At 70.7% G+C, this 18,854-nt stretch carries 13 protein-coding genes; 11 read left to right on the top strand and 2 right to left on the bottom strand.

Going from position 1 to position 18,854, the window contains the following annotated elements; genetic code table 11:
* Positions 1-30 precede the first annotated feature (30 nt).
* The 10 genes from JMF97_RS26145 (at position 31) to JMF97_RS26100 (ending at position 14,421) form a co-directional block, all read left to right on the top strand.
* Complete coding sequence (locus JMF97_RS26145) at positions 31-774, top strand: DUF8175 domain-containg protein (RefSeq protein WP_126711968.1); 744 nt, start codon at positions 31-33, stop codon at positions 772-774.
* 1 nt (position 775) lies between these two features.
* A complete protein-coding gene (locus JMF97_RS26140; RefSeq protein ID WP_203223935.1) occupies positions 776-2,077 on the top strand; it encodes a hypothetical protein in 1,302 nt (433 codons plus the stop codon).
* Positions 2,078-2,106: 29 nt separating this feature from the next.
* Entirely contained in the window at positions 2,107-3,606 is a 1,500-nt protein-coding gene (locus JMF97_RS26135; RefSeq protein WP_203223934.1) for an SCO6880 family protein, read from the top strand.
* A complete protein-coding gene (locus tag JMF97_RS26130) occupies positions 3,603-5,378 on the top strand; it encodes a putative type IV secretion/conjugal transfer ATPase (protein ID WP_203223933.1) in 1,776 nt (591 codons plus the stop codon). The genes JMF97_RS26135 and JMF97_RS26130 overlap by 4 nt, the downstream gene beginning before the upstream one ends.
* Positions 5,375-7,138, top strand: coding sequence for a type IV secretory system conjugative DNA transfer family protein (locus JMF97_RS26125; RefSeq protein WP_203223932.1), 1,764 nt, complete (start codon positions 5,375-5,377; stop codon positions 7,136-7,138). Before JMF97_RS26130 ends, JMF97_RS26125 begins: the two co-directional genes overlap by 4 nt.
* A gap of 5 nt (positions 7,139-7,143) precedes the next feature.
* On the top strand, positions 7,144-8,616 hold the full coding sequence (locus tag JMF97_RS26120; RefSeq protein WP_203223931.1) for a glycoside hydrolase family 19 protein: 1,473 nt from the start codon (positions 7,144-7,146) through the stop codon (positions 8,614-8,616).
* 19 nt (positions 8,617-8,635) lie between these two features.
* On the top strand, positions 8,636-9,049 hold the full coding sequence (locus JMF97_RS26115) for a DUF4913 domain-containing protein (RefSeq protein WP_203223930.1): 414 nt from the start codon (positions 8,636-8,638) through the stop codon (positions 9,047-9,049).
* Between the two features lie 236 nt (positions 9,050-9,285).
* On the top strand, positions 9,286-10,887 hold the full coding sequence (locus JMF97_RS26110; RefSeq protein ID WP_203223929.1) for a DHA2 family efflux MFS transporter permease subunit: 1,602 nt from the start codon (positions 9,286-9,288) through the stop codon (positions 10,885-10,887).
* A 199-nt stretch (positions 10,888-11,086) separates the two neighbouring features.
* A complete protein-coding gene (locus tag JMF97_RS26105) occupies positions 11,087-13,702 on the top strand; it encodes a M14 family zinc carboxypeptidase (protein WP_203223928.1) in 2,616 nt (871 codons plus the stop codon).
* Between the two features lie 161 nt (positions 13,703-13,863).
* The gene (locus JMF97_RS26100) at positions 13,864-14,421 is read left to right on the top strand and encodes a dihydrofolate reductase family protein (RefSeq protein ID WP_013733478.1); all 558 of its coding nucleotides are present in this window, start codon (positions 13,864-13,866) and stop codon (positions 14,419-14,421) included.
* A gap of 54 nt (positions 14,422-14,475) precedes the next feature.
* Here JMF97_RS26100 and JMF97_RS26095 read toward each other — a convergent pair whose 3' ends face one another.
* Entirely contained in the window at positions 14,476-15,741 is a 1,266-nt protein-coding gene (locus tag JMF97_RS26095) for a cellulose-binding domain-containing protein (protein WP_203223927.1), read from the bottom strand.
* A 769-nt stretch (positions 15,742-16,510) separates the two neighbouring features.
* Between JMF97_RS26095 and JMF97_RS26090 the strand changes: the two genes are divergently transcribed.
* A complete protein-coding gene (locus tag JMF97_RS26090; RefSeq protein WP_203223926.1) occupies positions 16,511-17,554 on the top strand; it encodes a LacI family DNA-binding transcriptional regulator in 1,044 nt (347 codons plus the stop codon).
* A gap of 154 nt (positions 17,555-17,708) precedes the next feature.
* On the opposite strand, the gene JMF97_RS26085 is transcribed toward JMF97_RS26090, so the two are convergent.
* Positions 17,709-18,734: a LacI family DNA-binding transcriptional regulator gene (locus JMF97_RS26085; RefSeq protein WP_203223925.1), complete on the bottom strand. Its 1,026-nt coding sequence runs from the start codon at positions 18,732-18,734 to the stop codon at positions 17,709-17,711.
* Positions 18,735-18,854: the final 120 nt, after the last annotated feature.

Raw genomic sequence — 18,854 nt, 5'->3', positions numbered from 1 at the left:
ACGCGGCCATCGCCAACCGGGAGAGGTGCCATGAGACTCAGATACACGTCCGACGACGACGCGGATCAGGAGAAGCCGTTCTGGCAGCACCGCCGCTGGCAGATGTCGGCCGGGTTCCTCGCCCTCGCGCTCTGCACCGGCACGGTCGCCGCGATCGGCGGCGGCCGGGACGCCAGCCCCAGCGTCGCGGCCACCCCGGGACCGGTGATCGGCAGTCTCGGCCCGGACGGCAGCAGGCCGCAGGGCTGCCGTACCGACGACTCCGCACAGCGCATCCCGACCACGGCACCCGACGACATCTCGTGGCGGCCGCTCAACGGGGCGCGGGTGCCGCGTTCGGCCTCGGCTGGTCCCCGCAAGACCACCGGCCCGCTGCTGTGGTGTTTCGCGCACACCCCGATGGGGGCGGTGATGGCGGTGCACACCATCTCCCGTCAGATGAGCGGGCCCGACTGGCGTACGGTCAGCCACCAGCAACTCGTCCCGGGCCTGGGGCGGGACTACTTCGACGCGATGCGGGCGTCGATGGACGAGACCGGGCCGGTGCAGACCGTCAACACGCTCGCCGGGTTCCTGGTGCTGCGGTACTCGCCGAGTACGGCCACCGTCCGGGTGCTGATCCGGCAGGCCAACGTCCTGTACGCCTCCGTCGACTACACGGTGGACTGGAACGGTGTCGACTGGCAGCTGCGGCCCCTGAACTCGGGCGGCCTGCACACCCGCGCCGCCCCCGTCGTCTCGCTCGTCGGGTTCGTGCTCTGGGACGAGGTGTGACGTGGAGTGCGCCACCGGTGACGCCGTCTACATCGGCACGATCGGGCAGGTCGTCGGCTTCTTCGAGCGGGGCATCGACGGCATCCTCAGCGACATCGCCGCCGCCATCATGGGCGCCGCCGTCGAACTCTTCGCCAACCTGGGCGACATTCCCACGCTCGGCGATCAGCAGCTCAACGAGAGCATCCACATGCAGACCGACTGGCTGGTCGTCACGATCGCGGTCGCCTCACTGCTCGCGGCGGCCTTCCGGGTGGCGCTGGAACGCAAGGGGCAGCCGCTGACCGTGGCGCTGTTGGGCCTGGTCCGGATGGTGCTCACCGTGGGTGCCGCGTGGACGGTGGCCAACTGGCTGGCCAGCGAGGCGGACGCCTACTCGCACCACCTCTACGAGGAGGGCATCAAGGCCCAGCTCAAGCTGATCGCCAACTGCGGCACCGACGGGCTCACCGCCTTCCTGCTGATCATCGTCGGCCTGTTGCTGCTGATCGCCGGCTGCGTCCACGTCATCCTGATGTACATCCGGCTCGGCGTGATGGTGCTGCTCACGGGCACGTTGCCGCTGGCCGCGGCGGCCTCGATGTCCGAGTGGGGCGGCGGCTGGTGGCGCAAGCACATCGCCTGGATGGTGGCCTGGCTGGCCTTCAAACCGGTGGTCGGGCTGATCATGTATTCGGGTGCGGCGATGATCGGCGCCACCGGAGACAACGCCAAGCACTACAAACTCGCCGGTGCCGCCGTGCTGTTGATGGCCGCCGTCGCACTGCCCGCGCTGATGCGGCTGGTCGTGCCGGCGATGGCGACGCTCGGCTCGCGAGACAGCAGCGGTACGGGGATGGCCGCCGCCGGAGCCGCGGCGGGTGCCGTCGCGACCGGCGCCAAGAAGATCGCCGGAGCCGGCGGCCAGGCCGCCTCCGCCATCTCGGGCAAACCCAGGCCGCCGAGCGGCAACAGCGCCCCGACGGGCAGCGGCTCGCGCGGCTCGTCCGCAGGCGGCGCTTCCGGTGGCGCTTCCGGTGGCGGCGCTTCCGGTGGTGGCTCCTCCGGCGGTGGTGCCTCCGGTGCCGGAGGTGGCGGTGGCGGTGCCTCGGGTGGTTCCGGTGACGGCGACTCGGGTGGCTCCGGGAGCCGGTTGGCCGCCGCCGGGACGGCGGCGCGACGCGTCGCCGGTGGCGCCATCGGCGTCGCCGCCTGGACGGTGGGCCAGGGCGCCAGCGCCGTGCAGAAGACCGCTAGTGGGGCGCGCAGCACCCACAAACACGCCAGCGACATCGCCAGCGGTGCCCTCGGGGACCGGGACTGACCGAAGCCGCAACGAGGAGAAGGACCATCGTGAGTACGACCGCGGAATCCATGAAGACACCGACGTACGGCAACTGGCGTCGCCCCCGCAAGGCCGGGCTGGGCTCGCTGGGCCTGGTCGGCACCGTCGGCCTGTTCGGCGGGCTGGTGATGGTCCTGATCTCCTCCATGGTCTCCCTGAACACCGCACTGGTGGTCGGGCTCCCGTTCGCGCTGATGCTGGCGCCGCTGGCGATCCGTACCGCCGACGGCCGCAACGTCTACAACATGGCCGCCGTCCGGATCGGTTGGCTGCGCCGCAAGTCGCTGGGGCGGCACCTGTACGCCTCCGGACCGCTGTCGGCGCGCCCGGGTGGCCGCTTCCGCCCGCCGGGACTGCTGAGCCGGGTGACCATGCTGGAGGGGCGCGACCCGTACGACCGCCCGTTCGGGGTGCTCTACCACCGCCACCGCAACCAGTACACGGTCGTACTCGCCTGTGAGCCCGACGGTGGGTCGCTCGTCGACCCCGACCAGGTCGACACCTGGGTGGCGTTGTGGGGCGAGTGGCTGTCCCGGCTGGCGCACGAGCCCGGGCTGCGCGGCGCGGCGGTGGTCGTGGAGACCGCCCCGGATCCCGGTACCCGGCTGGCCACCGAGGTGCTGGGTCGCATCTCACCGGACGCGCCGCCCGCCGCGCGGGCCGTCATGGAGGAGGTGGTGGCCAGCTACCCGGCCGCGTCGTCGGAGATGAACACCTTCCTCACCCTCACCTACTCGGCGCCCGGTGGCGCCCGACGGGACCACGACACGATGGTGGCCGATCTGGCGCTGCGCCTACCGGGTGTGCTGGGCGGGCTGGTCGCGGCCGGCGGCGGCTCGGCGGAACCGCTGTCCGCCGAGCGGATCGCCGAGGTCGTCCGGGTCGCGTACGACCCGGCCGTCGCCGCCGAGGTGCTCGACGTACGCGCCCAGTACGGCCACACCGGCCTGGAGTGGGCCGACGCCGGGCCGGCGGCGACCGTCGAGACGGTCAGCCACTACCAGCACGATTCCGGGGTCTCCCGCAGTTGGCTGCTGACCCTGGCCCCGCGCGGCACGGTGCGCTCCGGCGTGCTGCGCAGCCTGCTGGACCCCGCGCTGGGCATCCGCCGCAAACGGGTCGCCCTGGTCTACCGGCCGATCGACCCGGCGACCTCGGCGAAGATCGTCGAGTCGGACCGCCGGTCCGCCCAGTTCATGGCCAACTCGACCCGTGGCCTGGTCCGGGCCCGGGCGATCTCCGAGATCGAGGCCGCCGAGCAGACCGCGGCGGAGGAGGCCTCCGGGGCGGGCCTGGTCGAGTTCTCGATGCTGGTGACGCTCACCGTCGACTCGGTCGCCGAGATCCGCGACGCGGAGGTGACCATGCGCAACCTGCTCGGTGCCACCCGGATCGCGATGCGTCCGGCCGACCGGATGCAGGCCGCCGCGTTCTCCTGCGCCCTGCCGGTCGGCATCCTGCCCTGGGAGCAGACGATGGTCCCGCACGAGTTGAAGGAGGCGCTGTGAGCTCCGGCGCCCTGTTCCGCCTCGGTGCGGGCTGGCCACGCGGCGCGTCCGGGGCCCGTACCGCGATGTCCGATCTGGTGGTGCCGGCGGCCGAGGACCAGGACCGGGAACCCGACGAGGGTGGCAGGGTGTCGGCGCGGTCGCTGCGCCGGCAGCGGCGGCGGCAGGCGCAGCAGGACGCCGCCGAGCAGCGCTACCTGCGACGCCTTGCCCGGGCCAACCGGGAGGACAGCGTCCCGCACCGCGGCTCGTACGCCCTCGGTGGTGGTCGGGTGGCGGCGGTGGACCCGCCCACCATGTGGCGGGCCACCACCGTGCAGGCCTGCGGGCTCTGGCCGTTCGCCTCCGGTTCCGGTGCCCCGATGACCGGGATCCCGCTCGGGCAGCACATCCACACCGGGGCCACGGTCTGCGGTGACCCGCTCAACTGGTTCACCCGGGCCCGGTACATCTCCAATCCGTCGCTGTTCATGCTCGGCATGCCCGGCCTCGGCAAGTCGACACTGATCAACCGGATGCTGATCGGGCTGAGCGCCCAGGGCGTGGTGCCGCTGGTGCTCGGTGACCTCAAACCCGACTACGCCGACACCGTCCGCGCCCTCGGTGGGCAGGTCATTTCCATCGCCCGAGGGGTCGGTGGACTGAACATCCTGGACCCGGGCGCGATGGGCGCGGCCGCGGCGAAGATCGGGGGACAGGCGGGTAACGCCCTGGCGGCCGAAACCCACGGTCGGGTCCTCAACATGGTCGCGGCACTGCTCACCATCGTCCGGGGCGGCCCGATCAGCGACCACGAGCAGTCGGTGCTCTCCGCCTGCCTGCGGCACCTGCGCGAACGTACCCCCGAGGGGCGGACGTTCCGGCTGCCGCAACTGCTCGCGGTGCTGGAGGAGGGGCCGCCCCGGGTCCGGCAGGTCACCCTCGACCGGGGCCAGGAGTCCCGCTACCGCGACGCCGTCGATCCCCTGCACCGCTCGTTGCTCGGCATCCTCGACGGCCCGCTCGGCGACACCTTCGCCGCGGAGACCTCCACCCGCATCGACCCGGACGCCACCGCCGTCTGCATCGACATCTCCCGCATCGGCGAGGCCGACGGGCAGTTGACCGCCGCCGCGATGCTCGCCGCCTGGTCCGACGGGCTGGGCACGGTGGCCGCCTCACACGCCCTGGCCGACGCGGGGCTGGCCCCCCGCCGCTGGTTCTTCACCGTGCTCGACGAGCTGTGGCGTCCGTTGCGGGCCGCCTCCGGCATCGTCGACCGCATCGACGCGCTGACCCGGCTCAACCGGTCGCTCGGCCTCGCCGACGCGAAGATCACCCACACCCTCAAGGACGCCGAGGCGCTCGGCAGCGAGGCCGACAAGGCCAAGGCCCGGGGCTTCGTCGAACGGGCCGGCATGGTGGCCTGCGCCGGCCTGCCCCGGGCCGAGATGGAGGAACTGGGCCGGGTGGTGGGGCTGTCCCGACGCGAGATCGACCTGGTGTCGTCCTGGTCCTCGCCGCCGGGCTGGGCGCAGGACGGCGGCAACGAGGAGCCGCCCGGCCGGGGCCGGTTCCTGATCAAGGTCGGTGGTCGTCCGGGCATCCCGATCCGGGTCGCGATCACCGACACCGAACGCCACCTGCACGACACGAACACCCGCTGGATCGCCAACGGCGAGGCCGACCGACTCCTGGCCGAACGGGCCGCCGCGGTCCGCGCGGTGACCGGTGGCGACCTGATCGCCGACGCACCGGACGGCTGGCGGCACGACGGACCGGGGCGACGATGAGCCGGCAGGACGGAATCGGCGGCGACTGGCTGCCGTGGCTGATTCCCGGCTTCGCGCTGGTCAACCTGGTGGTCTTCGGGCCGCTGTGGCTCGGCGGCACCCTCGCCGCCCTGCTCACCGGGCACGGCTGGCAGCCGCCGCCGTTCACCCTTCAGGTGTACGTCCGCCTGGTCAGCGGCGCCACCGGGGAGGTCTGGCCCGGCGTACCGTCGTATCTGGTCTACGGCGGGGCCGTCGCGCTGGTCCTGGCCGGCGCGGCCCCGCTGGCGCTGCTCGTGCGGGGATTCGTCCGTCGCCGCCGTGAACCCCGCAGCCTGGCCCGCCCCCGCGAGCTCAGCGCCATGACGGGCAAGGGGCTGGAGGCTCGCGCCCGCGACCTGCGTCCCGGCCTCAAGGACGTCGCCCGGCTGCACCCCGACGACACCGGCAACCTGCTCGGTGACCTCATGCCCGCCGGCCCGGAGCTGCGGTCCTCCTACGAGGACGTCGAACTCGACCTGATGGCGCCCCGGGCCGGCAAGTCCACCGGCATCGCCATCCCGCGGGTGCTGCGGGCACCCGGGCCGGTGCTGCTGACGTCGAACAAGTCCGACGTGTTCACCGTCACCCGGCAGGAGCGGACCAGGGTCGGTCGGGTGTGGACCTTCGACCCGCAGGGCATCGCGTACACCGAGCGCGACATGTGGTGGGACATGCTCAGCGGCTGCGACACCATCGAGGGCGCGCGCCGGCTGGCCGGACACTTCGTCAGCTCCGTCAACGACGACTCGTCGAAGAAGGACTTCTGGATCGCCGCGGCGCAGAACACGCTGACCGCGCTCTTCCTCGCCGCGTCCCGCAGCGGCGCGACGGTCAACGACCTGCTGGCCTGGCTCGCCGACCCGGCCGACCGTACCCCGGTCGACCTGCTGCGCGACGTCGGCATGACCGCCATGGCCGACCAGTTGCAGGGCACCGTACGCGGCGCCGTCGAGACCCGCGACGGCATCTACGAGACCGCCCGGCAGTGCGTGGCCTGCCTGCTCGACCCGGAGATCCTGGCCTGGGTCAGCCCCGATCCGTACCGTCCGCAGTTCATCCCGGAGCAGCACGTCCTCGGCCGGGACACCCTCTACCTGCTCTCCAAGGACGGCGGCGGCTCGGCGGCCGGGGTGATCGCCGGGCTGGCCGACTCCGTCATCCGGGCCGGGGTGGTCGCCGCCGAACGGATGGGCGGACGACTGGACCCGCCGATGACCGCCATCCTCGACGAGGCGGCGAACGTGTGCCGCATCTCCGACCTGCCCGACCTCTACAGCCACCTCGGCTCGCGCGGGATCAGCGTGGTGACCCTGCTGCAGAGCTACCGGCAGGGGGTACGGGTCTGGGGCGAGGCGGGCATGGACGCGCTGTGGAGCGCCGCCACCGTCAAGCTGCTCGGCGCCGGGCTCGACGACGCCGACTTCGTGGACAAGGTGGCCCGCCTGGTCGGCCAGCACGACGTGCGTACCCCCAGCTACTCCCGGTCCAAGGACGGCTCGTCGCGGTCGGTGTCCTACCGGCAGGAGCAGGTGCTGCCGGCGGACAAGATCCGCGCCCTGCCCAAGGGCACCGCCCTGCTGCTGGCCACCGGCGTACGCCCGGCGTTGATCCGGCTGCGTCCCTGGTTCCGGGAGCCCAACGCGGGACCGATCGCCGCGGCGGCCAAGGCCGAGGTGCAGGCCATCACCGACCGTGCCGCGGCGAGCTGGAGTCGCCGCGAGTCCCGCCAGGTCGGCTGAGCGCCATGGCGTTGCGCAAGGCCCAGGCGGCCCGGCAGGCCGGCAGCTCGATCTTCAAACTCGACGCCTCGCAGCTGCTCTGGCTGGTCGTCTCGGTGGTCGGCCTGTTCCCGCTGATCGTCCTGGCGCTGCTGGCCCTGATCGTCCTGCTTGTCATCTTCGCCATGGCCGGCGGCTCGCAGCTGACCTCGGCCTCGTCGGATCCGGCGGACACCGGCGGTCAGACGTCCCGCCTCAACGCGCTGATCGAACTGTCCGGCGGTGACGGCCGCGGCACCTTCGACCCGACGAAGGTGCCGGATGAGGACCTGGTCGCACCGATTCGGGCCGCCGCCAAGGAGTGCGACCTGCTCACCCCGGTGATCCTCGCGGCGCAGATCGACTACGCCTCCGGCTTCGACGCGGACAAGGAGGGCCCGCAGGGCCGCAAGGGACTGTCCCAGCTGCCCCCCGAGGTGTTCGACGAGTTCGGCGAGGACGACGACGACAGCGGTGAGGCCTCCGTGCTCGACGCCGAGGACTCGATCCACGCGCACGCCCGGTACTTCTGCCACCTGGCCGAACGGACCGAGCAGTTGCGTACGGACAAGAAGGTGGTCGGCGACCACCTCAGCCTGACCCTGATGGCCTGGGACATCGGTCTGGAAACCGTCGAGGCCCAGGGCGGTATGCCGGTGCTGGCCCTGGGCGCGTACCCGTTCCAGGTGCGCGGGCTCTTCGCGAAGTACACCACCACCGGCGACGAGGAACCCGACTCGGACACCGCCACCGACTCTCCGGAGCCGGACCAGGAACCGGAGCCCGACGACGACGCCACCACACCGCCCGGACCGGACGGCACCGACACCGACGCGACGGCGGTGCTCAGCGAGGCGCAGTTCACCGCGATGTTCCCCAACCGGAACTCCTTCTACACCTACGCCGGGCTGACCGACGCGATGGCGAAGTTCCCCGCCTTCGCCGGCACCGGCGACGAGCAGACCCGCAAGCGGGAGCTGGCCGCCTTCCTGGCCAACATCAACCACGAGTCCGGTGGCCTGGTGCACGTGGAGGAGATCAACCAGGCCGCCTGGGGCAACTACTGCGACACTGGCCAGCCCTACGGCTGCCCGGCCGGGCAGACCGCGTACCACGGGCGCGGGCCGATCCAGCTGAGCTGGAACACCAACTACAAGGCCGCCGGTGACGCGCTCGGCCTGGACCTGCTCAACCAGCCGGACCTGGTACGCGACGACCCGTCGGTCGCCTGGCAGACCGCGCTGTGGTTCTGGATGACCCAGACCGGCGCGGGCCGGATGACCGCGCACTCCGCGATCACCGGCGGCGGCGGGTTCGGCGAGACCATCCGCACCATCAACGGCGCCCTGGAGTGCGGTGGCGGCAATTCCGCCCAGGTGCAGGCCCGCGTGGAGGCGTACCAGCGGTTCGCCGCCGACCTCGGCGTCGACCCCGGTGACGAGAGCACCCTGCGGTGCTAGGACGACAGGGAGGACAGTCATGACCCAGGTGGGTCCGGGCGTCGAGGAGACCGACGAGGAAGGCAAGCCCTTCTTCATCCTCTACCTCGACGCCGCGGAGTACGAGGAGGAGCTGCGCCGGCTGTCGTACTGGGTGGAGAACCTGCTGCTGCCGGTCTACGGCGGGGAGGTCAGCTCCTCGTCGCCCTGGTGTCCCCGCTGGTGGGAACACCCGGAGGCGATCGCCTACCTGCACGGGCTCTGGCTCGCCTGGCAGGAACGCACCGGTCCGCAGGCGAGCGGCTCCGACCCGGCCACCTGGCATCAGAGCCACCTCTGGCCGACAATGGACGCCCTGCGCAGCCCCAACGGCCCGTTCGCCGGCTGCAAACCCGGGTCACACCGTCCGAAGGAGCGGCCGCAGGTCGACAGCGACGCCCCGCACTCCTGGTGAACCGGTCACCGGGCCGCGGACGTCGTACGGGCACCGCCCGGCCGCGTACCCCCGGACCGGTTTCCACCGTGACCAGGAACACGTTACGTGTCGGTCTGCTGACCGTTAATCCACGCGAGTTTCGTCGCTGGTGCGGGTTAATCTGCGCTGCGGGTTAGCGCCCAACGGTCATGCCCGCCATCGCCGGCTGGTGCCGCCAGCGACGCCCAACGGGCACTTTCGATTCAGGAGACCTCGTGACACAGCAATCGGTCGCGGCGTCGCAGCCTGTCCCGACCTCGGACAAGCTCGACGCTGCGGTTCTCAAGGTGGCGGGCGTCGTCGTGCTCGGCGCGATCATGTCGATCCTCGACGTGACGGTGGTCAGCGTCGCTCTGCCGACCTTCCAGAGCGAGTTCGACGCCTCGTACGCCCGCGTCGCCTGGACGATGACCGGCTACACCCTCGCGCTGGCCACGGTGATCCCGCTCAGCGGGTGGGCCGCCGACCGGTTCGGCACGAAACGCCTCTACATGATGGCTCTGGCGCTGTTCACCATCGGCTCCGGGCTCTGCGCCACCGCCGACACCATCGGCGAGTTGATCGCGTACCGGGTGGTGCAGGGCCTCGGCGGCGGAATGCTCATGCCGCTCGGCATGACGATCATGACCCGGGCGGCCGGGCCGCACCGGATCGGCCGGTTGATGGCCGTGCTCGGCATCCCGATGCTGCTCGGCCCGATCGGCGGCCCGATCCTCGGCGGCTGGCTGATCGACGTGGCGAGCTGGCACTGGATCTTCCTGATCAACCTGCCGATCGGCCTGGTGGCGCTGGTGTACGCGCAGAAGGCCCTGCCGAAGGACAACCCCGAGCCCTCGGAGTCGTTCGACTTCCTCGGCATGCTGATGCTCTCGCCGGGACTCGCCCTGTTCCTCTACGGCGTCTCGACGCTGCCCGAGACCGGCACCTTCGCCGACACCGGGGTGTGGCTGCCCATGCTGATCGGTGCGGCCCTGGTGGTGGCGTTCGTCATCTACTCGTTCCGGCCCCGGCACCCGCTGCTGGACCTGCGGCTGTTCCGCAACCGTCGACTGACCGTGGCGGCGGTGACGATGTTCGTGTTCATCATCGCCTTCATGGGCGCCGGGCTGCTGTTCCCGAGCTACTTCCTCCAGGTCCGGGGTGAGTCGACCCTGGCCGCCGGTCTGCTGATCGCGCCACAGGGCATCGGCGCGATGCTGACCATGCCGATCGCCGGCATGCTCGCCGACAAGGTGCCGGTCGGCCGGACGGTGCCGTTCGCGCTGTTGCTGATCATCGCCGGGTTCGCCACCTTCACCCAGATCGACGCGGACACCTCGTACGTGCTGATCTGCGGCTCGCTGTTCGTGATGGGCCTGGGCATGGGCGGCACCATGATGCCGATCATGACGTCGGCGCTGCGGACGTTGACCGGGCACGAGGTGGCCCGCGGCTCCACCCTGGTGAACATCCTCCAGCAGATCGGCGGATCCATCGGCGCCGCGGTGATGTCGGTGATCCTCACCAACGAGTTGAACAACTCCCGTCCGATCCCGGGCGTGACCGACCCGAACGGCAACCCGGTCACCGAGACCGGCCTGGCCATCGCGTCGCAGCAGCAACCGGAGCTGCTCCAGCAGTTCCCGGTCGAGCCGTCGCTGATCGAGCGCGGGCTGGACTTCGCCGCGAACGCCTTCGCCACCACCTTCTGGGTGGCGTTCGCGCTCGTCGTGTTGACGCTCATCCCGGCGGCGTTCCTGCCCCGGCGGCGCGAGCGGTCCCACCTGCTCGACGACCAGCCCGGCGACCAGCCGAAGGCACCTGTCGTCATCCACTGATCACCTGCTGCGACGGGGCCGCCGGAACACTCCGGCGGCCCCGTCGGCGTTCGCCATAGGACCGGCGCCGGCCCGCTGTCAACCCCTCCCGGCACCCGCGAAACTCAAGATTCGGTCAAGCAGGCAGGAGGTGGGCCGGCGAGGGCGGTCGCCGCCGATACGTTGCTTCCCACACTTGCACAAGCAGAAGGAGGCGAGAATGCGGCGCACTCGACAACGCATCGCTCTTCTCGTAGTACCCGTTCTGGTGGGAAGCGTCCTGCTGGCGGGCCAGCCGGCGGTCGCGGAGTCCGCGCCGGCGCCGGCGCCGGCGGCCGACGCCGAGCGCTCCCACCTGGAGCACGCGGACCACACCGACGTGGTGCGCGTCCACCTGACCGGCTCCGACATGCTGGACGAGGTGGCGGCCGCCGGCTTCGACCTGGAACACGGCCTGACGCGGGTGCCGGACGGCATCGAGGCCGAGGTGGTGGTGACGCCCGAGCAGCTCGCCGAACTTGAGGCGATGGGCGTCCGGGTCCTGGCCGAGGGTGAGGGTTTCACCTGGAGCGATGAGGCTGACGGCGGCTTCGCCGCCGCCGGCGCGCGGGTCGCCGCGCGGTCCGCTGTGGCGGCCGCGTCGACCGACAGCACCGCGGCGACGAGCACGTCGACCTCCAGCCACCAGGCGGCCGTACGCATCGCCCGCGCCGACTGGTTCACCACCAAGGGCCAGGGCTTCCTCTACGTCGAGGCCCGCACCACCGAGGGCGCGCAGACGAACCCGATCGTCGGCATGCAGCTGGAGAACGACTCCGGCAAGGGCACCGAGTTCGCCTTCGCCCGGACGATGAGCCGTTTCATCGACTCCGGTCAGTACATGTTCCACCGGAACCTGTTCAAGCTGGACACCCGTCCGAGCCAGATCCGGGTCACCAGCTCCACCGGTGGCGTCGCGGTCGGCCCGGTGTCCGACTGGTTGGAAGACGGCGAGCCGCCGCTGACCGACAAGCCGGGCTACAAGTGGAACCTGGTCGACGGCTACAAGCACCCGCAGCAGCTGCACGACCGGATGGAGGAGATCGCTCGGGAGAACCCGAAGATCGCCGAGATCGTCTACCTGCCGTACAAGACGAACGGCTACCAGCGCAAGGCGCAGGCCACCATCGGTGGCACCGGCCAGTCCGCGGTCGTCGTCAGCTCCGCGGCCTGGGGCCACGAGGGCGGCAACGACATCACCGTCGAGTTCGTCGACCGGCCCGGCGCCAACCTGCCGCTGGCCGTCGAGGTCACCGGCAAGGCCGTGCGGGTCCTGCTCGCCAAGGACTCCTCCGGTGCGCTGGCCAGCACCGCCGCGCAGGTCGCGACGGCGCTCAAGACCCAGTCCAACGGGCTGATCGACCGGGCGCACCCGTACCGCACGAACACCGGCACCGGCATCGTGCAGCCGACGGCGCCGGTGGCGCTGAGCGACTTCCTCGACGAGAAGCGTGTCGGTGCGCCCGAGGGTGACGTGCCGCGCGGCCCGAACACGGTCCGCGTGCTGCGGATCGGCAAGCACCGTGACGGCAAGAAGCCCGGCGTGCTGATCCAGGCGCAGGACCACGCCCGCGAGTGGGTGCCGGCGACGACGACCCTGGAGACCGCGGAGCGGCTCGTCGCCAACTACAAGACCGACAAGGAGACCAAGAAGATCGTCGACAACACCGACATCTTCCTGATCCCGAGCAACAACCCCGACGGGGCGAACTACAGCTTCTACAACTTCGCCTCGCAGCGGCGCAACATGACCAACCACTGCCCGGACGCGGACGCCGACCCGGCTCGCCGTAACTCGTGGGGCGTCGACCTGAACCGTAACTACCGGGTGGGTTCCGCCCAGGACGGTTACTCGGGCGGTTCGTTCGTCTGCACCAGCAACACGTACCAGGGTCCGGAGAAGCTGTCGGAGCCGGAGGCGAAGAACATCGTCTGGCTCGCCGAGACGTACTCGAACATCAAGTTCTTCATGTCGGTGCACTCCAACGGTGGCCAGCTGTTCTGGCAGCCGGGCGCCTACAAGGCCGACGGTCGGGTCACCACTCCTCGTCCGCCGCTGGGTGACGAGATGTTCTACTGGCAGGCCGCCTCCCGCATCCTGTCCCAGGTGAAGGCGTACCGGGAGACCGTGGTCACGCCCGAGAACGTGGGTGGCTCCTCCGACGTGCTCTACTCGTCCGCCGGCAACGTCCGCGAGGACCTGTACCACACCTACGGGATCTTCTCCTTCGGCTGGGAGGTCGGTGGCTCGGTCTACAACCCGGCGACCGGCAACTGGCAGGGCGGCTCGTTCCAGCCGCCGTGGGAGGGCAACCCCGAGCTGGTCAGCGGGCACGCCGAGACCATGGAGTACGCCAACGGCATCATGGAGATGTTCCGGATCGCGGCGGAGTGGGGCAAGGACAAGAAGGCTCCCACCTCCACGCTGGTGCCGGGTGCCGGCCGGTTCTCCGGCCCGGTCGACGTGCGGTTCGAGGTCAGCGAGCCGGCGACCATCTACTACACCATCGACGGCAGCCGCCCGACCCTCGACTCGCCCCGTTACAAGGCGACCGAGTTCCGGGAGCCGGGCGAGGTGTTCCACGTGACCGAGACGACGACCTTCCACTGGTTCTCGGTCGACGCGGCGGGCAACATCGAGAAGAACTACGACCCGTCGAAGGCCGACAAGCGCAACAACTTCAACAAGGCCACGATCACCATCGGTGACGCGGACCCGGGCAAGCCCGAGAAGCCCAAGAAGCCCAAGAAGGACAAGAAGGACAAGCCCAAGAAGGACAAGAAGGGCAAGAAGTAGTCCTCTGAAGTACCTCGGTGCCCCGTCGGTGCGAGTTTTCGCATCGGCGGGGCACTGCTCGTCGGCGAGAAAAAATGTCTTCGTCGGCTGTCGAATCCCGCCGGGCCCGTTCGACGTTCTGGTGAAGGCACCACAGATCGCCGATGAAGGAGACCCGCGCCATGCGTACGTTGATCGTCACCGAGTTCATGTCCCTCGACGGCGTGATCGACTCGCCGGGCGGTGGCAGCCACCCGCACGCCGGTTGGACGTTCAAGGACGTGCCGATGGACGAGGCCGTGTGGGAGATCAAGGCCCGCGAGGAGCAGGAGGCGGGCGCGTTGCTGATCGGTCGGGTCAGCTACGACGAGTTCGCGCCGGTATGGCCGACCATGGAGGAGTTCGCCGAGTACAACGCGATGCCGAAGTACGTGGTGTCGACCACGCTCACCGACCCGCAGTGGCACAACACCACCGTGTTGCGGTCGCTCGACGAGGTCGCCGCGCTCAAGCAGGGCGACGGCGGCACGATCCTGGTGCACGGCAGCGCCACCCTCGCCCAGGGGCTCGCCGCCGCCGGCCTGGTCGACCGGTACCACCTGCTCATCTTCCCGCTGCTGCTCGGCGGTGGCCGGCGGCTGTTCGCCCCGGACGGGGCCGACAAGCAGCAGTTGACGCTTGTCGAGCACGCCACGTACGGCAACGGTGTGCAGTTGGCGGTCTACGACGTCAACCACTGATCCGGTCTCCTCGGCGCACCCCCGGACACGGGGGCCGGGGGCGCGCCGACGCGGTCAGTAGCCGTACCGGCTCTTGAGGTGGCGCCACCAGTCCCGGAACATCCAGGCGTCGAACTCGGTGATCGAGCTGGCGCTGCCGGCCCGCATCAGGAACCCTCCGACGCCCGAGGGCGTCCAGTCGTAGAAGTCGTCGAGGCCGAACGTGTGCCCGATCTCGTGCAGCAGGATGTGCATGTTCTCGGCGTTGAGGTTCGACATGAAGTACTCGCGACCCATCCGCTGGCCCCAGTCGCCACCGGCGCCACCGCCGAACCCGTCGGTCAACCACAGTGACTGGTCGTAGTGCCGGGCCGCCCCACCCGGGCAGTTGGGGTACTGGCCGCCTTGGTTGAAGAACCGGCCGCACTCGGGGGCGCACTGCGGCGCGTTCTCCCGGATGTTGTTGACGTAGACGTCCACAGAGTTGTCGTTCCATTGCAACTGGTTGCGGTCGCGTACCGCCCAGCCGACGACCCGGATCGGCACGTCCCGGTACGGCCAGGCGTTGTGGCCGACCATCACGTCCATCCACTTCTTGTACTGGCGGGCGAGGGTGGCGTGGATCTGGTCCCGTTGGGTCGCCGTGACGGGGGCGGAGGAGTCCCAGCGGACGCAGAAGTTGAGGTAGCCGCGGTTGGCCATCACCTGGTCCCAGCCGTAGTTGCGGAAGCCGTACAGGTTGCCGTTGTTGTAGGTCTGCTCCACGTGCTGCCACACCTGGTTCAGCGGCGACACCAGGTGGGCCGGCGGGTTCCAGCCGCTGGTCGGCGGCGGGTTCGTCGGTGGCGGCGTCGTCGGCGCGGGGGTGGTGGGTGCGGGGGTGGTGGGTGCGGGGGTGGTCGGCGTGGGTGTGCCCGGCGCGCTGGTGCAGGTCACCCCGTTGAGGGCGTACGAGGCCGGTGCCGGGTTGCTGTCGCTGAAGTAGCCGTTGAAGCCGAAGGCGGCGCCCGCGCCGGTGGCCAGGACGCCGTTGTAGCTGACGTTTGTGGCGCTGACCTGGGTGCCGGTCTGGGTGACGGTGGCGTTCCACGCCTGGACGACGCGCTGCCCAGCGGGGTACGCCCAGGTCAGCTTCCATCCGTTGACCGGGTCACCGAGGTTGGTGATGGTGACGTCGGCACCGAAGCCGCCGGACCATTGACTGGTCACCCGGTAGTCGACCCGGCAGGCCACGGCAACGGCGGCCTGCGCTGCGGTGACCACGATCGCGCCCCCGCCGATGGTGGCCAGCGTGGCGACCATCGCCACCATGATCCGCGCGCCCGTTCTGAACGATCTCATGAGGCTCCTCCACTCGTCAGTCCCCTCGGTGATCGCCGACACCCGAACACCAAGAGGTGATATAGATTGGCTTCTATACAAACTAAGGTGGCGCGGCGTGACGCAACAGTCGCCTCAACCTCCGTTTCGCGGGCACCGCCGTAATTCCCGGCGCCTCTTGCCGAAAACCCTTTCGTCCGCAAAGCTGCCCACCCTCCACCCCACCGGCCCTCACTCCGCCCTTGTCCGCCCCTCACCCCGCCCTCACCCCACCCCTCGCTCACCCCTGCCCCGCGCCTCGTCCGCGACTCGCGCGCCCCGCCCGCGCCGATCTTGCACTTTTGGTCGGGACTTAACGGACCAAAAGCCGTATACCGGCGACCGAAGGTGCAAGATCGCGGGGGTAGGCGCGGGTGCGAGGGCGGGGCAGGCGAGAGGGCAGGGCGAGGTGGGGCGGGGCGGAGTGGGGTGGTGGGGGAGGGTTGGGTGGGGTGGGTGTGGACGGTCGGGGGCGAAAGGGGGAGAGGGCTGCCTCAGCTTTCTGTGCGAATCTCCTGACGGGCATTGCCGAAATCGCTTTCGGCGTTCATTGTCAGAGGTCAGGTGACGTCGGTGGTGGAGGGGGCCACCGCTTCCTTCGCCGCGCGTCGCGCGGGCACCTCCTGACGAGGAGAGCAGGGTGATCGAGAACAGCGGCCGTGCCCGGCCGGACAGGGAGCGACCAGCCCCGTCCGCCCTCGCACGCGGCAACGAAGCCGAACGGCCGGTCAGAGCTTCGGGCCGTTCGATCATGCGGGACGTCGCGGAACTGGCGGGCGTGTCGGCCCAGACGGTCTCCCGCGTCATCAACGGGCATCCGTACGTCGCCGACCACACCCGACAGCGCGTCCTGGACGCGATGCGCCGGCTCGACTACCGGTTGAATCCGGCCGCCCGCGCCCTGGTCACCCGACGCTCCGGCACGCTCGGGATCGTCGGCTACGAGAGCCCGCTCTACGGGCCCACCTCCATGCTGTACGCCATCGAGGGCGCGGCTCGGGCCGCGGGCTACTTCGTCAGCGTCGCCAGCCTGCGGCACCTGGATCGTCGATCGGTGTTCGACGCGGTCGACTGGCTCCGCCGCCAGTCGGTCGAAGGGATCATCGCCATCGCACCCAAGCCTGCCATGGCCGACGCCCTGGCCGAGGCGTCGTCCGGGCTGCCGGCGGTGACCGTGGGTGGCGGCTGCACCGAGGCCGTGTCGAGTGCGCAGATCGACAACGTCGAAGGTGCCAGGCTCGCCACCCGACACCTGCTCGACCTGGGCCACACCACCGTTCACCACCTCGCCGGACCGCAGGACTGGCCGGAGGCGCGGGAACGGGTCGCCGGCTGGCATGCCGCGCTGCGGGCCGCCGGGGCGCCGACGCCCGCCGTGGTGCCCGGTGACTGGAGCGCCGGTACCGGCTACGAGCAGGGCGAGCGGCTCGCCCGCGACCGCAGCGTCACGGCCATCTTCTGCGCCAGCGACCAGCTCGCCCTCGGTGTGCTTCGGGCGCTGCACGAGGCCGGTCGGCGGGTACCGGGTGAGGTCAGCGTGGTCGGTTTCGACGGCACCGCCGACGGTGCCCACTTCCTGCCGCCGCTGACCTCGGTCCGGCAGGATTTTGCCGAGCTGGGTCGGCGCAGTCTGCGACTGTTGCTGGCGCAACTCGACCGGCCCGCGTCGGGCTCGCGGCCCCGCCGTGACGTACTGGTGCCGGAGCTGGTCATCCGCCGCAGCGCGACGGCACCCTGCGACGACGACCACGCAACCGCGGACCTGACCCTGTCCGGCCCATCACGCGGCACCTGACGCGCGCGGGTGCCCTCGACTTGCCGGGCGGCGGCCCGGACATGGTCGGGCGTGCCTGTCGCGCGGCACCTGACGCCTGACGCGCGGGTGCCCTCGAACCGTCACACGGCCTCCGAGCGATGGGTGCCGGCGGTGCGGCACCGCGCTACCAGGGTCAGTGGCGGGTGAGGGCCGGTCCGGTGGACTCGCGGACGACCAGGCGGCCCTGCTGCCGGATCACCCCACCGGTGGCGTTGCCGTCCAGTGCCGCGATGAGGTGCTGGACCGCGGTCGCGCCGAGTTGTTCGAGGTTGAGGTCCACGGTGGTCAGTGGTGGACGGCACTCCTCGGCGAAGAGTTCCCAGTTGTCGTAGCCGACGATCGCCACGTCGTCCGGGATCTGGCGGCCGAGGTCGCGCAGCGTGTCCGCGACGCCGGCGGCCACCTGGTCGTTGCCGCAGAAGATCGCGTCCACGTCCGGTCGGGCGGCCAGCAGCAGACGTGCCGCGTGCCGACCCCACCGCTGGGACCATTCTCCGAACAGCGGGTCGCCGGCCGGTACGAGACCGGCCTCGGTGAGGACCGTGCGCAGCCCGGCGGCCCGGTCGCGGGCGGCGCGGTAACTGTCCGGGCCGGTGATGTGCCCGATCCGGCGCCGCCCGTGCGAGACCAGGTGTTCGGCAGCGAGCCGGGCCCCGCCCTCGTCGTCGGCGACGATCGACAGGTCGTTCGGGTCGGTGGACTGGGCGTACGCGTAGACCACCGGCACCGGGATGTGCTGGGTCAGCGACGGGCTCACCTCGTTGCTGTCACCGACCACGATGAATCCGTCGACCTGGCGGGCCAGCAGGGTGCGGATGTAGTGCTGGCGGCGGATGGCGTCGCCGCGCGCGTCGCAGAGCAGCACGGACATCTGCCCGTTGCCGAGGGCGTTCTCGGCCCCGAGCAGGATGGACATGGCGAATCTGCCGCCCAGTTCGTCGGTGAGCAGCCCCACCGTACGGGTGCGACCGGAGATCAGCCCGGAGGCGAGCACGTTCGGTTGGAAGGACAGCTCGGCGGCGGCGCGCAGGACCCGTTCCCGGGTGGCCGAGGCGACCTCGGGGCGACCGTTGATGGCCTTGGACGCGGTGGCCATCGAGACACCAGCGTGGCGCGCCACATCACTCAGCGTCACTGACTGCGATCGTCGTCGGCCCACTCGAAAGCCTTTCGCAACAATTTCAGAAACCCGGCAGCCGTTGGCTAGCCTCATGATTCCGGCCAGCGTAGTGCGAAGACTGACACAAGCGGAAGTCCGGGGTGGGCCGAAAATCGGCCT

The organism is Micromonospora fiedleri (assembly GCF_016774385.1).
In the GTDB taxonomy this organism is placed as follows: domain Bacteria; phylum Actinomycetota; class Actinomycetes; order Mycobacteriales; family Micromonosporaceae; genus Micromonospora; species Micromonospora gifhornensis.
This window is presented reverse-complemented; position numbering and strand designations above follow the sequence as displayed.